This window comes from Clostridium sp. JNZ J1-5 (genome assembly GCF_053901425.1).
The window spans coordinates 64599-80559 of record NZ_CM132773.1 but is presented as its reverse complement, the minus strand read 5'-3'; the positions used below and the strand labels follow the sequence as shown (position 1 = coordinate 80559).

13 protein-coding genes are annotated in these 15961 nt (G+C 28.2%); 1 reads left to right on the top strand and 12 read right to left on the bottom strand.

The window, feature by feature from the left end; genetic code table 11:
* Window positions 1-16 precede the first annotated feature (16 nt).
* Genes miaA through miaB form a run of 4 tightly spaced genes read right to left on the bottom strand, consistent with a single transcriptional unit; the run spans window position 17 to window position 7007 of the window.
* Window positions 17-949, bottom strand: a complete 933-nt coding sequence (gene miaA / locus ACWW38_RS00475) for a tRNA (adenosine(37)-N6)-dimethylallyltransferase MiaA (RefSeq protein WP_456258872.1) — start codon at window positions 947-949, stop codon at window positions 17-19.
* 41 nt (window positions 950-990) lie between these two features.
* Window positions 991-2913 carry a DNA mismatch repair endonuclease MutL gene (gene mutL / locus ACWW38_RS00470; RefSeq protein ID WP_456258871.1) on the bottom strand — a complete coding sequence of 641 codons (1923 nt, stop codon included), beginning with the start codon at window positions 2911-2913 and terminating at the stop codon, window positions 991-993.
* Between the two features lie 18 nt (window positions 2914-2931).
* Entirely contained in the window at window positions 2932-5628 is a 2697-nt protein-coding gene (gene mutS / locus ACWW38_RS00465; RefSeq protein ID WP_456258870.1) for a DNA mismatch repair protein MutS, read from the bottom strand.
* Window positions 5629-5678: 50 nt separating this feature from the next.
* On the bottom strand, window positions 5679-7007 hold the full coding sequence (miaB, locus tag ACWW38_RS00460; RefSeq protein ID WP_456258869.1) for a tRNA (N6-isopentenyl adenosine(37)-C2)-methylthiotransferase MiaB: 1329 nt from the start codon (window positions 7005-7007) through the stop codon (window positions 5679-5681).
* A 219-nt stretch (window positions 7008-7226) separates the two neighbouring features.
* On the opposite strand from miaB, the gene ACWW38_RS00455 reads away from it, so the two are divergent.
* Window positions 7227-7388 (top strand): hypothetical protein, encoded by a 162-nt coding sequence (locus ACWW38_RS00455; protein WP_456258868.1) that lies wholly within the window; start codon window positions 7227-7229, stop codon window positions 7386-7388.
* 72 nt (window positions 7389-7460) lie between these two features.
* On the opposite strand, the gene ACWW38_RS00450 is transcribed toward ACWW38_RS00455, so the two are convergent.
* From ACWW38_RS00450 to ACWW38_RS00415, 8 genes are all read right to left on the bottom strand, one after another.
* Complete coding sequence (locus ACWW38_RS00450) at window positions 7461-8327, bottom strand: GNAT family N-acetyltransferase (protein ID WP_456258867.1); 867 nt, start codon at window positions 8325-8327, stop codon at window positions 7461-7463.
* A gap of 40 nt (window positions 8328-8367) precedes the next feature.
* Entirely contained in the window at window positions 8368-9426 is a 1059-nt protein-coding gene (locus ACWW38_RS00445) for a CotS family spore coat protein (protein WP_456258866.1), read from the bottom strand.
* 139 nt (window positions 9427-9565) lie between these two features.
* Window positions 9566-11470 carry a bifunctional 4-hydroxy-3-methylbut-2-enyl diphosphate reductase/30S ribosomal protein S1 gene (locus ACWW38_RS00440; RefSeq protein ID WP_456258865.1) on the bottom strand — a complete coding sequence of 635 codons (1905 nt, stop codon included), beginning with the start codon at window positions 11468-11470 and terminating at the stop codon, window positions 9566-9568.
* A gap of 18 nt (window positions 11471-11488) precedes the next feature.
* A complete protein-coding gene (gene cmk / locus ACWW38_RS00435; protein WP_456260381.1) occupies window positions 11489-12157 on the bottom strand; it encodes a (d)CMP kinase in 669 nt (222 codons plus the stop codon).
* A 92-nt stretch (window positions 12158-12249) separates the two neighbouring features.
* A complete protein-coding gene (locus ACWW38_RS00430; protein ID WP_456258864.1) occupies window positions 12250-13470 on the bottom strand; it encodes an NAD(P)/FAD-dependent oxidoreductase in 1221 nt (406 codons plus the stop codon).
* A 147-nt stretch (window positions 13471-13617) separates the two neighbouring features.
* Entirely contained in the window at window positions 13618-14490 is an 873-nt protein-coding gene (locus ACWW38_RS00425; protein WP_456258863.1) for a MurR/RpiR family transcriptional regulator, read from the bottom strand.
* 133 nt (window positions 14491-14623) lie between these two features.
* On the bottom strand, window positions 14624-15334 hold the full coding sequence (locus ACWW38_RS00420) for a pseudouridine synthase (RefSeq protein WP_456258862.1): 711 nt from the start codon (window positions 15332-15334) through the stop codon (window positions 14624-14626).
* A 183-nt stretch (window positions 15335-15517) separates the two neighbouring features.
* Complete coding sequence (locus ACWW38_RS00415) at window positions 15518-15868, bottom strand: HNH endonuclease (RefSeq protein ID WP_456258861.1); 351 nt, start codon at window positions 15866-15868, stop codon at window positions 15518-15520.
* Window positions 15869-15961: the final 93 nt, after the last annotated feature.

Here is a 15961-nt window from a genome sequence, read left to right as displayed (position 1 = left end):
TATTTAATATGCAACTTTAATTTTCCTTTAATTGACTTACAATCTCTTTGCATATTTCATGATTGCTTTTATGTTTATCTTTATCAATCCATATAACCCGCTTATCTTTTCTAAACCAAGTAAGCTGCCTTTTAGCGTAATTTCTACTTCCTTTTTTAATCATTTCAACAGCTTCTTCAAGTGTAATTTTATTATCAAGATAATATAGGATTTCTTTATATCCAATACCTTTCATGGATTGCATGGTATCAGTACATCCCATTTGTTTCAATTTGATTACCTCATCAACAAGCCCTTCATCCATCATAATATCTACTCTTTTGTTAATTCTCTCATATAGTTTAGCTCTATCCATAGTCAAAACAAAATAATGTACATTGTAAGGTATATCATAAATATCTTGTTCAGAATTATATTGACTTAAAGTTTTTCTGGTAAGTTTATATACTTCAAGCGCTCTAATTACTCTTTTCAAATCATTTGGATACAATTTATTATATGATTCCATATCTATATCTTTAAGAAGATTATGAACATATTCATTTCCCTTCTCTAGTGCTAGATTCTTCAAATATTCTCTGTAATCTTCATCTTTATTTGTATTTGCAAAATCATAGTTAAATATTAAAGAATCAATATAAAAGCCTGTTCCTCCAACAATCATAGGAAGCTTATTTCTACTATGGACTTCATTGATTATCTCAGTCGCTTTTTCTTTAAATTCAGCTACACTAAACTCCTCATGTGGATCAACAAAATCTAATAGATAATGAGGAACCTCCTGCTTCTCATCCTCCTTAATTTTAGCTGAGCCAATATCCATATACTTATAGATTTGCATAGAATCCGCTGAGATAATTTCACCCTTTAACATTTTTGCTAATTCTATTGATATTTCTGTTTTGCCAACAGCAGTAGGCCCTGCCAAAATAAATAAGTCTTTTTTCATTTAAAATCTCCTTTGTTTAATAATAAGATATATAAGATATTTTATTGAATTCTCTTAAATTTTTTTTCTATATCTTTTAAAGGCATTCTAATAATAGTAGGTCTTCCATGAGGACAGTTAAAAGGCTCTTCTATATATCTTAATTCCTCTACTAAAGAAACTATTTCTGATTGAGATAAAGAATGATTTGCTTTTATAGCAGCCTTACATGCATGAGAAGCAATCATATCGTACTTAACTTCAACAGTCTTTCCTGATCCCATATTCTTTATATTATCAAGCATCTCTAGAAAAAATTCTTTTACATTTACTTTCCCTAAAATCATAGGAGCTTCCCTTATACTTATTGTATTATCACCAAAGATTTCTATGCTAAAACCAGTTTCTTTAAATACATCAGTATTTTCTATATAATAAGTATAGTCTTGATGGCTAAGTTCTACAACAACAGGAGTCATTAATATTTGAGATATAACATCCCTACTTTTAATTTGTTCTTTGAACTTTTCAAATAATATTTTTTCATGTGCAGCATGCTGATCTATCATATATAAAGTCTCCATAGCCTGAGCTAGTATATAAGTCTTATTAAACTGACCTATAATTTGTAATGGAGGAAATTTAGCAATTCTATCTTTTTCTGATGAATTAATAGGCATTGTATTATTTGAGCTGTCCTTAAGCATTATATTATCTGTATTTTGTATAATACTCGTTTTTTCCAATTTATATTCCATATTATTGCCTAAATTAATGTAATCAGATGAAACAGTATTTAAATAATCCTTTTTACTACTAGATTCCAATGTTTCTATACTTGATTTAATAAAGCCGCTATTCTCTTTTAAATCAATTGGCATTTGAACAAGTATAGGTTCTTCTTCATTTTTATTTAAAACTTCCTTATTATTTAAAACTTCTTTTTTATCTATATCATCAAAATAATTGCTATCATCTATAGCAAAAGACTTTCTTATACTTTCAGCTATAGCACTATGGACAGTGTCGAATACTATCTTGTAAATCATTCTTTCATCTTCAAACTTAACTTCTGATTTAGTTGGATGTACATTGACATCAACAAATTCTGGATATATATCTAGAAAAATCACAAAGAAAGGATATTTGTTTACAGTAGCAAATGATTTAAAAGCATTTTCCACGGCTGTTGTAATAAGACCACTTTTTATATATCTTTTATTTACAAATATACTTTGATTATTACGACTTCCACGACTTATTTCGGTATTGCCAATGTATCCATGAACAGAAATAATATCAAAATGCTTTTCAAAGCCTATTAAGTTTTCATAAATATTCTTACCATATACAGCTCTGATTGTATCCTTCACATCTGTAGAAGCAAAGGTTGTAAGAGAACTTTTATCGTTATTGTAATACTTAAAAGATATATTATGATTTGCTAAAGCTAGTCTGTTTACCATATTAGATATTAGACTAGACTCTCTTTGGTCCGACTTTAGAAATTTTTGCCTTGCAGGTACATTGAAGAATAAATCATGGACTTTAACAGTTGTTCCTATGTTGCATCCAATATCCTTTAAATATTCAATTTTACTATTGGAAATATAAATCTCTTTTCCAAAATTATTATCTCCTTGTCGGCTTATTAAACTAACTTTTGAAACCGCTGCAATACTAGGAAGAGCCTCTCCCCTAAATCCAAAGGTATTAATAGCGTATAAATCCTCAATGTTTATTATTTTACTAGTTCCATGGGGCATAAAGGCCTTTTCAATATCATCAGGGTGTATACCCCTGCCATCATCAGTTATCTTTATTTCTTTCTTTCCGCCTTCATTTATTTCTATAATAATATTTTTAGATTGGGCATCAATACTATTTTCAATCAATTCTTTTACAATAGAAGCAGGTCTTTCTACCACTTCTCCTGCAGCTATTTTATTAGAAGTTTCTTCATTTAATAAATTTATTCTTTTCAATTGACCACCTTCTATATACTATAAGGATTTAACTCTTTTAATTATATCATATAATTTATTAAAACCTTCCATAGGTGTCATATTTAATATTTCAATTGATTCAATTTCTTTTAATAAATTTTCTTTTTCTATGTCATTAAATCCTATTTGTTTTGTTTCTTTTTTTAATTTAGTAACTGCAATTTCTTTTTCTCTTAATTGTATATCTTCATTAAATTTTTCTGCATTATTTTTATCATTACAATTCTTATCATCATAATTTGTATTATTGAAAATTTTTTCTTTAATATCATCATTTATATACTTGCTATCTTTACTTTCCAAACTTGTCAGTATTTCTTTAGCTCTACTGATAACTCCTTCTGGTATTCCTGCCAATTTTGCAACTTCAATACCATATGATTCGTCAGCTCCACCTTCTATAATTTTACGTAAAAAAACTATATCGTTATCAAGTTTTTTTACTGCTATAGAGTAATTTTTTACACCCTTTACCTTGTTCTCTAATGAAGTTAATTCATGATAGTGAGTTGCAAATAGAGTTTTACTTCTAAGTTTATTATTACCACAAATATACTCTATTACAGACCAAGCAATACTTAACCCATCGTAAGTACTGGTACCACGCCCTACTTCATCTAGAAGAATCAAACTTCTGTTAGTAGCATTTATCAATATATTTGCTACTTCCCACATTTCAACCATAAATGTGCTTTTCCCCCTAGCTAAATCATCTGAAGCTCCTATTCTTGTAAATATCTTATCACAAATTGCAATAGATGCTTTTTCAGCTGGAACAAAGCCTCCTATCTGAGCTAGAATATTTATTAAGGCTACTTGTCTCATATATGTTGACTTACCAGCCATATTAGGACCAGTAATCAAAATTAGCTGTGTATTATCGTTGTCTATGTAAGTATCATTTGCAACAAATGTACTCCTAGGAATCATTTTTTCAACTACAGGGTGCCTTCCATCTTTTATATACAGCTCTCCTGATTCTTTAATCTCTGGTTTACAATAATTATTTTCTAATGCTACTATAGCTAAAGAGCTTAAGCAATCAACTTCTGATAATAACTTTGCACTATTCTTCATTCTATTAATATGCACTTCTACCTGTTCCCTAACTTCTACAAATACATTGTACTCTAGCTCTACCAATTTTTCTTGAGCTCCTAATATCTTTTCTTCTATTTCTTTTAGTTCTGGAGTAATATATCTTTCACAATTTGCCAGAGTTTGTTTTCTTATATATCTATTTTCAGGAACTAAGTTTAAATTTGATTTTGTAACTTCAATATAATAACCAAATACTTTATTATAACCTACCTTAAGAGATTTAATCCCTGTAACGTCCTTTTCTCTTTGCTCTAAAGCAGCAATCCACTGTTTGCCATTAGATTTAGCCGCTCTTAATTCGTCTATAGTACTATTGTATCCATCTTTAATTATTCCACCTTCTCTTATAGACAAAGCTGGGCTCTCTAAAATTGCTTTATTCAATATATCACAAATATCCTCAAGACAATCTAAATTAGTATATATATATCTTAATAACTCACTATTAAAATTAGATAAAATATTTTTGATGTAAGGGATGTTTTCAATAGATTTTTTTAACGATAATAATTCTTTAGCATTAACATTTTTTGATGAAATTTTACCTACGAGACGTTCAATATCATATACATCTTTTAAATGAATTTTAATATCTTCATATAGACTTAAATTAGACATTATTTCTTCTACAGAGTCTAAACGTCCTTGTATTGCTTCTTTTTGAATTAAGGGCTGTTCTAGCCACTTTCTTAATAGTCTTGCTCCCATGGCTGTATTAGTTTTATCAATTACCCCTAAAAGAGAACCTTTTTTTGATTTATCTCTTAAAGTTTCAGTAAGTTCTAAATTTCTCCTAGAATTTATATCTATACTAAGGTAATCAATAGTATTGTAATATTCAATATTATTTATATGAACCAAAAATATCTTTTGGGTTTCAATTATGTAATTTAAAAGACCATTACAACTTTTAACAGCTACATCTTCATAATCATCAATCTTAAAGTTAGGAAATTGATTTTTTAAATTTTCTATAGCATTGTCAGTAAAAAAGCTATTAGGTTTTCTAGTTATTGATATTTCAAACCTCTCATTTATTGAATCTAAGAGTACTTCATCAAAATTTTCACATATTATTATTTCTTTAGGAATAAACTTTGATATTTCATCAAGTATTAGAGAAATATCATATTTTACCGACGTACATTGAAAATCTCCTGTTGAAACATCTGCAAAGCACAAAGAAGAAGAATCATTCTCTATATACAAACTCATAATATAATTATTTTTTGTATCCTCTAGAAAGCTTGAATCAGAATAAGTTCCAGGTGTTATTATCTTTATTACATCTCTCTTAACTATTCCTTTCGCCTGAGATGGATCCTCTAATTGCTCACATATAGCAACCTTATATCCTTTATTAACTAGTCTATTTATATATGAATTAGCTGCATGGTAAGGAATACCACACATAGGCGCTCTATTTTCTAGTCCACAGTCTCTTCCAGTTAAAACCAATTCTAATTCTCTTGCTGCAATCTCAGCATCTTCAAAAAACATTTCATAAAAATCGCCTAATCTAAAAAACAAAATGCATTCTTTATTTTTTTCTTTTACTTCTAAATATTGCTGCATCATTGGGGTAAGTCCCATCGTTATTCCTCCTCATTTTTGATAATATAAAAAGCTCTTTACAGAGCTTTTTATATTATGTCGCCTACTAGTGAAAAAGATTGTGCTTTAGTTATTTTAATATTAACTATCTTACCTACATAACTAATATCTCCATCAAAGTTTACTAATTTACCGGTTCTAGTTCTTCCCATAAGCTTTGTATCATCATTTTTACTAGGCCCTTCAACTAAAACTTCTACTATCTTATCTTGGTATTCTTTGTTCTTTTTAGCCATACAGTCATTTACTACTTTAACTAATCTATTGAATCTCTCATGTTTTATTTCTTCTGGAACCTGTTCTTCGTGAGTAGCAGCTGGAGTTCCTTCTCTTTGTGAATATATAAATGTAAAAGCTGAATCGAATTCTACTTTTTCAACAATACTTAATGTTTCTTTAAAATCTTCTTCGGTTTCTCCAGGGAAACCTACAATAATATCCGTACTTATAGCTATATCAGGCATAGCTGTTCTTAACTTTCTAACAAGCTCTAAATAGTCCTCTCTAGTATATCTTCTATTCATTTTTTCTAATATTCGGCTAGATCCAGATTGAAGAGCAAAATGGCCATGTTCACAAACTTTATCACATTCAGCCATAGCATTTATTAACTCCTGGGAAACATCTTTAGGATGGGAAGTCATAAATCTAATTCTTTCAAGTCCTTCTACCTTATTAACTCTTCTTAATAGCTCAGCAAAATCAATCTCTGGTTCAAGTCCTTTTCCATAAGAATTAACATTTTGGCCTAGTAAAGTTATTTCTTTATAGCCTTTAGAAACTAAATCTTTAATTTCATTAATTATATTTTCAGGCTCTCTGCTTCTTTCTCTTCCTCTTACATAAGGTACAATGCAATATGAACAAAAGTTGTTGCATCCATACATTATTGTAACAAAAGCTTTAACATCACTTTTTCTATCAACTGGTAGACCTTCAACAATATCTTTTTCCTTATCCCATATTTCTATAATAGAGTTTCCCTCTGTTTTTACTCTCTCTATATACTCTGGTAATTTATAAGAGTTATAGCTTCCAGCAATTATATCTACATATGGGAACTTTTTCATTACCTTATCAGGCATTCCGCTTTGTTGCATCATGCATCCGGTAATTACTATTATTAAATCTGGATTTTTTCTTTTAAGCGCCTTTAAAGCCCCTAAATGTCCAAATACTTTTAATTCAGCATTTTCTCTAACACAACAAGTATTAAAAATTATTATGTCGGATTCTTCTCTAATATCAGTTCTTTCATATCCAATACCCTTTAGTAATCCTGATATTTTTTCAGAGTCTTCTTCATTCATTTGACAACCCCAAGTATCTATATAATATTTTTTATTTAAGTTACTCATTTACTTATTCTCCTTTTGAAATTTAACTTTAGTTATTCCTTCTGAGATTATACTTATACATTTATTAATTATATATAATTTATGACTAATTTTAAAGGACTTTTATTTTCTTTTTAAATCTATATCCAAAATAATTATAAATTACTTTTCTATTTTAGCTCTAATAATAAAACTAAAAATTAAGATTTATGTAAATACTATATCTAAAGGAGGGATTTCATGTACGACGCAAAGGAATTTCCAGATAAAAATGCAGACTCTTATTCATTTAAAAATGGATGTGTAGCTGATAGAAGTTATTTTTTAAAAGTACAAAGGGAGAGCATGATGAATCTAAAGACTTCGTATGTTCCAAGGGAAAAAGTAATAGAATTTGAATGACTTATTAAAAGTAGCGGAAAAAATCTGCTGCGCTTAAAAACCCGTGTGATTTTCACTCGGGCTTTTAAGTAATCATTTTTTCAATTGCCAAGTAGCTTGTTCTCTAAATTCTTTAAAACCAACTTTTTTGTATAACATAATAGCTGGCAAATTATAAGAATCCACCTTAATTCTCACTGAATAATTTCCACTATAATAAATTATATTTAATAAATGCATAATGAATAATCGCCCATACCCCTTATTCAAATAAGGTTTTAGAAGCCCAAAATTAACAATATAATGACATCCTTCTCTTATTATTATTTGTCCATATCCAATGTACTCATCGCCTAACTTCATTAGAATTGCTCCGTCATCATAATAATAATCTTGTACTTCATCATAAAAAATATCATTTATATCTAGTGGAATTCTATCTTCCTTATTAAAAATTTGATTCTGTAATATGCATCGTATTCTTTCATCTTTACCTCTAATTACTTTATGAAAAGAAATATTATCACGTAAATTAAAAATAAAAGGTTTTTCTAAATTAGCAAACATTTCAATTAATCCTTTAGATTTAGTAAAATCTAATTGTTCTAATATTTCAAAATTAAATTCATTTTTTTCGCATTCATAATTTAAAAGATAATATCCTTTAATGGAGTTAATTAAATGGCTATAACCTGTTAACAAATCCCTATGATGTATAATATTCATAGAATTTATATTACATATATGTCCAATTCTATTCTCTGTCCATATATATCCTATATAATCAGACTGATATTTTAATAATTTCAGTTTTTTTCTCAATAGCAGTTGTTGAACCGGATTAGATTCATAATATAATTTTAGAAAATCTTTATTAAGTTTATTAAAACTATCTCTAGACTGATTCATATTAATAAATTTATCAAAATTGTTTCTAGTAACTGTACAAAGCTTATACATATATTTTTAACCTTCTTTATAGTATAGAACTATAGTATTTTTAGTAAATATGATTATTCATATAATCAATATAATCTTTAAAAAACTTTTCCTGTAAATCGCTATCACGTAGAATGTTCTTTAGTTTTCGTGAATATTTTCGTTCATCCCAGTTCTTATATTTAATATATCTTTTTTTACCTAACTTCCAAAACTTATGAGGAAACATTATTAATGCTAGCATTACCTCTAATTCTTCTTTGGTTAGTTTATTCACTGAATTGTAAGCTTCTATTATTTTTATCGCACTTTCAAAATTCCATCTATAACTACTTTTACACATTAGCCTTCTTATATATTTACCTAAATCGTTTATCTGTAAATCTATTATAATACTATCTAAATCTATTATATAATATTCACCATCTTTTTTTATTATATTTTGATAATAAAAGCTATCATGACATATAGTAGTGTTTTTATCTGCTATGTTAGATAATCTGTAATACTCCGAACTATTCAATATCTTTAGGGATACTAATGCACTATTATAAAATCTATTTATATTTTCCTTATAAGATATATCAAATGAACTCTTTATCTTTTTATTATCGATGATCTTTTCATATTTATAAAAATCATACAATTGCTTTTTATAAATTTTAGGCCAGTTTTTTAGATTATTTTTTATTTTTAATTTTTTAGTATTAATGTTTTTAGTGGCTAAATGAAATTTTGCAAGTAATTTAGCACAACTAACTGCCTCTTCTAATTCATCTAAATTAGTTTCTTCTCCATCAACCCACTCTGTAGCATAAAAAAATAAATCTTTATATTTCACAAGGAGATTATCATTTTTAGTCTTTATATATTTAGGAGTATTAAAAAAGTTATTTTTAAATAACTCTTCAACTAGAATGTTGCCATTTTCTGCTTTATACCTTCCATGTTTAAATCTTTTTAAGCATACATAATTAGTAGCAGTTTTTAACTTGTAGACACTTCGAACTTTTTCATAAGAAACAGGTTGAAAGCTATATCTTTCAAAAACTCTGTTTAACATTTCCATTTCTTTTTCGGATATTTCACCAGTAAATTCTATAATCTTATTTTCCTTCACTTGTAAATTCCTCCTATGGTCCTACTACTAAATTATATATTACTTATAATTTAAAATATTACTCAAATTTAATCATTTGAAATATAAAAGAACTTAGTAAGACTTTTGTCCTCTCTAAGTTCCTTTATATAAAATTGTTTTATTCAGTTTCTTTTATACTTAGACTAATTTTCTTATCCTCTTTATTTACATTTATTATCTTTGCTTTTACTTGTTCACCAATCTTCAAAACATCTCCTGGTTTATTAATTCTCTTATAACTTATTTCTGAGATATGAACTAATCCATCTACGCCAGGTTCTAGCTCTATAAATGCTCCAAAATCAGCAAAGCGTACTACTTTTCCAAGAACTATATTTCCTATTGGATATTTTTCTTCTATAGCTTCCCAAGGATTTGCTATTAATTTTTTCATGCTTAAAGATAGCTTTTTCTTTTCCTTATCAATATCTAAAATATAAACATTTATTTTATCATCTATTTTTAAGACATCCTCTGGTTTTTCAACTCTTCCCCAAGACATTTCAGATACATGGAGTAATCCATCTAATCCATTAACTTCTACAAATGCTCCAAAATTAGTTAACCTTTTAACGTTACCTTCAACAATTTGCCCTTTCTCTAATGCACTCCATGCACTTGCTTCTTTTTCTGCTTTTTCTTTTGTTAGTAAATTTCTTCTTGAAGCAACTATTTTACTTCCTCTTCTTTGTAATTTATATTCTATAATATTAACCTCTAATGTTTTTCCTATATACTCTTCTAAATTGTCTACATGGAATAATTCAATATGGGATGCTGGAATAAATACTCTAACACCCTTGTATCTTCCTATAATACCACCATTAACTGATTCTTTAATTAGAATTTTTAAAGTTTCATTGTTCTCAAAAGCTTTCTTTATTTCATCATATGCTTCTTCTCTTTCAATTTCTGTTTTTGATAAGACTACATATCCATCATCATTTCTAATGCTTATTACTTTTGCTTCTACTTCTTCGCCAACTTTAAATAAGTCTTCTATTTTAGCATTTTCATCTCTAGTAGCTTCTTGTATAGGGATTACTGCATCAGCTTTATAACCTATATTAACAAAGGCTGCTTTTTCATTTAATGAAATTATTTGACCTTTTACTTTGTCCCCTACTGCAATTTGTACATCATTTTGATCCATGTAAACTAGTTGCTCATTAAATTCTAATTCTTTGTTTTCACTCATTTTTGTAATTGCCTCCTTTATAATCCAATCAGGTGTTGAAGCACCAGCTGTAACACCTATATTCTCACAGTTATTTACTATTTCTTCAGGTATTTGCTCTGCATTTTCAACATGGATAGTATTAGAACAATTTTTTTTGCATATTTCATATAGTTTTGCTGTATTAGAACTATGATGTCCTCCAATTACAATCATAGCATCGACTTTACCTGATAAGTCATCAGCTGCTTTTTGTCTTACTTGAGTTGCATTGCATATGGTATTAAATGCAACTACTTCCTCACACATATCTTTTATCAAATTTAACGTTTTATCCCAATTTTCTTGTTTCTCTGTTGTTTGAGATACTATACAAACTTTTTTAGGAAGACTCTTTATGTTTGAACCATCTTTAGACACTATAGCAGTATCATCGCACCAACCATTAATCCCAATGACTTCTGGGTGAGAAGAGTCTCCTACGATGACTATTCCATAACCAAGTTCATAGTATTCTTTTACCTTACGATGTATATGAGAAACATGGGGGCACGTAGCATCTGCTACAACTAAATTTTTGCTATTTAGAAGGTCTATTATTTTAGAAGAAACCCCATGCGATCTTATAATTATAACATCACCTTCATTTAAATTATCTAGTTCATCAATTTCAACTGGATATATATCTTTGGACTTTAAAAATTCTACTACATCATTATTATGAATTAATGGTCCTAAAGTATATATTGCTTTTTTAGAACTTTCTCTATATTTTAAAGCAGTTTCTACTGCTCTCTTAACTCCAAAGCAAAAACCAGCTTTATCAGCTAATAAAATATTTTTCATATTATCATCCTCATATAATTATTTACTATAGAGATTATTACTTATGTATATACATATCTTATTTACAACATCTTCAATAGATAAATAAGTAGTATCAATTTCAACAGCATCTTCAGCTTTAGTTAGAGGATTAATACTCCTATTAGAATCAATGTAATCTCTTTGTTTTATTTCTTCTAAGATTTCCTCATAATTTACATCTAACTTTTTACAGATTAATTCTTTGTATCTCCTTTTAGCTCTCTCTTCTGGTGATGCAGTCAAATAAAACTTAAAAGCAGCGTCCTTTAACACTACTGTTCCTATGTCTCTTCCATCCATTATAACATTATATTTTTCTGACATTTTTCTCTGCAGGTAAACCAAATTTTCTCTAACTTCTGGTACAGCGGCATAGTTAGATACATTCTGATTTATTTCTGGCATTGTTAATTTATCATTGATATTTTCACCATTGACAATTAAATTATTATCTTCAAAATGCATCTCTAAATTTTTCATAAGCTTACATAAGTTTTCTATATCATCACTGGATATTTCAAGTTCCATAGCTTTTAAAGTTATGGCTCTATACATAGCTCCAGTATTTATGTACATCAAATTAAATCTTTCTCCCACCATCCTTGCAATGGTACTTTTACCCGCTCCAGCTGGACCATCAATTGCAACCGTAATTCTCAAGTTAATACCGCCTTTCTAAAATTCGCACATAGTATTATATTCTATGTAAAATATTAAAATCCTCTAAAATAATCAATAGTTAGCACCAATTATTTAAATTAGTTTATACTTACTCCAGCTAGATATCCAGTTGAAAAAGCTATTTGTAAATTGAATCCCCCAGTATATGCATCCACATCTATCATTTCTCCTGCAAAATATAGATTCTCTATAATTTTCGATTTCATATTAGACGGATCAATCTCTTTTACGTTGATTCCACCAGCAGTAATTATAGCTTCAGCTATTGGTCTAAGCCCCTTAATACTTAATTCAAAATTTTGAAGCAGATGAACTAAATTTTTACGCTCCTCCTTAGTTATTGAGTTCACTTTTTTATTTTCATCAATATTACTAAGCTTAACTACTATCTCTATAATTTTTTGAGGTAGTAGGTCATCTAAAGAATTTTTAAAATCTTTGTTTGCATATTTGATAAAATCCTTTTGGATCCGTTTATCCAATTCATCGCTACTTAATGCTGGTTTTAAATTAATAACAGCTTTAAGTACATTCTTTTTGTTAACAAACCTACTTCCGCTTAATACAATAGGCCCAGAAACACCATAATGTGTGAATAACATTTCTCCAAATTCTTCGTAGAGTACTTTATTATTTCTATCTTTAATAGAAAAGTTAACATTCTTTAATGATAATCCCTGTAAATTTTTTATCCATTCTTCATTTACTTCTATAGGAACTAAAGAAGCCTTTGGTTCAACTATAGTATGCCCAAGCTCCTTTGAAAATGTAAGCCCGTCTCCTGTTGAACCTGTTTGAGGATAGGATAGTCCACCTGTTGCAAGTATAAAATAATCTCCATATATTTCTTTATCGCCTTCTAGTATTACAGACGTAATTTTTTTATCCTGAAATTTTATTTTTTTTACCTTTGATTTTAACAATATCTCAACATTTTTATTAGATAATTCTTTTTCAAAGGCTTTTATTATATCAGAAGACTTATCAGATTTAGGGAATACTCTCTCTCCTCTTTCTACCTTTAGTTTAACACCTAATTTTTCAAAAAAATCCATAGTATTCTCATTAGTAAAAGAATATAGACTGCTATATAAAAAGTTAGGATTTCCAGGTATGTTATCAAAGAATTCACTTATATCTTTACTATTGGTTACATTACATCTTCCCTTCCCAGTAATGAATAGCTTCTTTCCAAGCTTTTCATTCTTTTCAATAAGTATAACTTGATGCTTATTTGCAGCAGAAATCGCTGCCATCATGCCTGCTGGTCCTCCACCTATAACTACAACTTTACTCATTAGTTCACCTCTTTGTATACTATTAACCTACTATTATAATTTAATATAACACACTAGTTTATTCAAGTATGTTAGATAATTATACTGAAAATAAAAAAGTAAGAAATTTATTATAACTTCTTACTCCATACTATTTATAATATATTATTATTCTTCCTTTTTATAAGAATAAACTTGATATTCCTCCCAAATACCCTCTAATTCCTTGAACAGATTAGATATGTTATCCTTTTCTCTTAATCCAACAGCAACTATTAATGCATTGATTACACTTAATGGTGCTACTAGTGAATCAACAAAAGACGCCATATTGCTTTGAGCTATTAGAGTGTATTCTGCTCTTGTTGCTAAAGGTGATAAAAGGCTATCTGTTATAGCAACAACTTTAGTCCCTTTGCTTTGTGCAAAAGACAATGCCTCAACGGTTCTAGCTGCATAACGTGGGAATCCAATACCAATTACTAGGTCTTCATCAGTAATATTTATCATTTGATCAAATACGTCACTGATACCATGCTTTACAACTTTTACATTATCTAATATCATATTTAAATAAAATCCTAAGAATTCAGCTAAAACAGTTGAACTTCTAAGACCAATTATGTATATTCTTTTTGCCTTGAAAATATTATCAACTACTTCTTCAAAGTCTTTATGGTTTATTTTTTCCAATGTAGATCTGATATTTTCCATATCAGCCTTTAGAACGCCTTTTAGTGCATTTTCTTGATTTATTAAGTTATTTGATATCTCAATTCTTTGCACTGTAGTAAGTTTATTTTTTATTAAATCATGCAGTGCTTTTTGTAGTTTTGGATATCCACTAAACCCCAGTTCATTGGCAAATCTAACTACTGTAGATTCACTAACACCTACACTTGTACCTAATCTTGCTGCTGTCATAAATGCTGCTTTATCATAATGTTTGAGTATATATTCAGCTATTAGTTTTTGTCCTTTACTCAATCTTGGGAATTTTATTTGAATGGTTCTCATTAAATCTTGATTGTTTTCGTCCATTTATATTCAACCCTTTCTTATCTTGCAACGAAATGAAATTTTTATTTCATTTTATCATCAATTAAATTTCTTATCAATATAAAATGCATATTTATTAATTTTTATTCAATAAAAGTTGAATTTTAGAATGAACTTATAAATTTTTTAAATAATTTATTTCATTTTCATCTAGGTATCTCCATTCGCCTCTTCTTAAATTTCCCAATTTTATATTGCCTACTGAAATTCTTTTTAATGCTATTACCGGGTGCCCAATTTTTTCACACATACGTCTGACCTGTCTATTCTTCCCCTCATGAATTATTATTTCTACTTTTGATTTATCTTGTAATTTTTCGATTATTCTAAATTTAGCCTTAGCAGTTATATATCCACCTATATCAATACCATTGCAAAATTCATCTATCTTATCTTTACTTGGGGTTCCTTCTATAACTGCAATATAAACTTTATTTACCTCTTTTCTAGGATGTATTATCCTATTATATATATCTCCGTCATTAGTCAAAAGTATCATTCCGGATGTATTATAATCTAGTCTTCCAATTGGGAAAATCCTTTCGTTTACTTTTACTATATCTAGAATCGTTTTTCTTCCTCTCTCATCTTTAACTGTAGAAACATATCCTTCTGGTTTATTTAGCAGAATATAAACCTTTCTCTCTTCTAATTTTATTAACTTTGAATCAACTACTATTTCGTCTAATTCAGGATCAACTTTAAATCCTAGTTCTATTACAATATTACCATTTACTTTAACTCTTCCTTCTTCAATTATTTCTTCACACTTTCTTCTAGATGCTACCCCACAAGCAGCCATATACTTTTGAAGTCTCTCTTTCACTATTATCACCTTCATTCATTCGTCTATGGAAATAATTATATATACTTTTTATAGTTTTATCAAATTATTAAAATTAAATAACTACTCTGTGTAGTTTACATTTAAAATCTAAAATACATAATATTAATTATGTAAACTAACATTTTAAAATTAAATATAAGAGACTATCTTATGCGTTTTATACTAATATATTTTCCCGCCCATTATCCTTTTTACTATATCTAATTTCTTATATCCTAACTTATATTTATTTACTTGTCCTGCTAAAACTTTTGCTTGAACTGGATTAAAACTAAAAATTTTAGCTATCTCTTCTATATTATAATAATTTTTATTCAAAGTATTCATAATTTGGTTTTGCATATTCATTTTATAATACAGATCAATTTTTCTATTTTTATGCGGTCCATTTTCTTCTCTGTGATGATAATGACATAAGTAAATATAATTAATGGGAATATCAAAACCACCTTGGTTTTTATAGACTATATGATGGCGTTCTCCTGGTTCACCACATATAATACATCTATTCATAAATTTCCTCCTAAATAATAATATAAATCATTATAGTTATCTTAAATTTGAGCCTAATTATATTTATATTATCTTAATTGAAATAAAATATCC

Bases quoted from the DNA above. Each gene is read 5' to 3' on its own strand.
- ACWW38_RS00450 (WP_456258867.1), bottom strand. From the start codon at position 8,327: ATGTATAAGCTTTGTACAGTTACTAGAAACAATTTTGATAAATTTATT.
- miaA (WP_456258872.1), bottom strand. From the start codon at position 949: ATGAAAAAAGACTTATTTATTTTGGCAGGGCCTACTGCTGTTGGCAAA.
- mutS (WP_456258870.1), bottom strand. From the start codon at position 5,628: ATGGGACTTACCCCAATGATGCAGCAATATTTAGAAGTAAAAGAAAAA.
- ACWW38_RS00430 (WP_456258864.1), bottom strand. From the start codon at position 13,470: ATGAGTAAAGTTGTAGTTATAGGTGGAGGACCAGCAGGCATGATGGCA.
- ACWW38_RS00425 (WP_456258863.1), bottom strand. From the start codon at position 14,490: ATGGACGAAAACAATCAAGATTTAATGAGAACCATTCAAATAAAATTC.
- ACWW38_RS00440 (WP_456258865.1), bottom strand. From the start codon at position 11,470: ATGAAAAATATTTTATTAGCTGATAAAGCTGGTTTTTGCTTTGGAGTT.
- ACWW38_RS00455 (WP_456258868.1), top strand. From the start codon at position 7,227: ATGTACGACGCAAAGGAATTTCCAGATAAAAATGCAGACTCTTATTCA.
- miaB (WP_456258869.1), bottom strand. From the start codon at position 7,007: ATGAGTAACTTAAATAAAAAATATTATATAGATACTTGGGGTTGTCAA.
- ACWW38_RS00415 (WP_456258861.1), bottom strand. From the start codon at position 15,868: ATGAATAGATGTATTATATGTGGTGAACCAGGAGAACGCCATCATATA.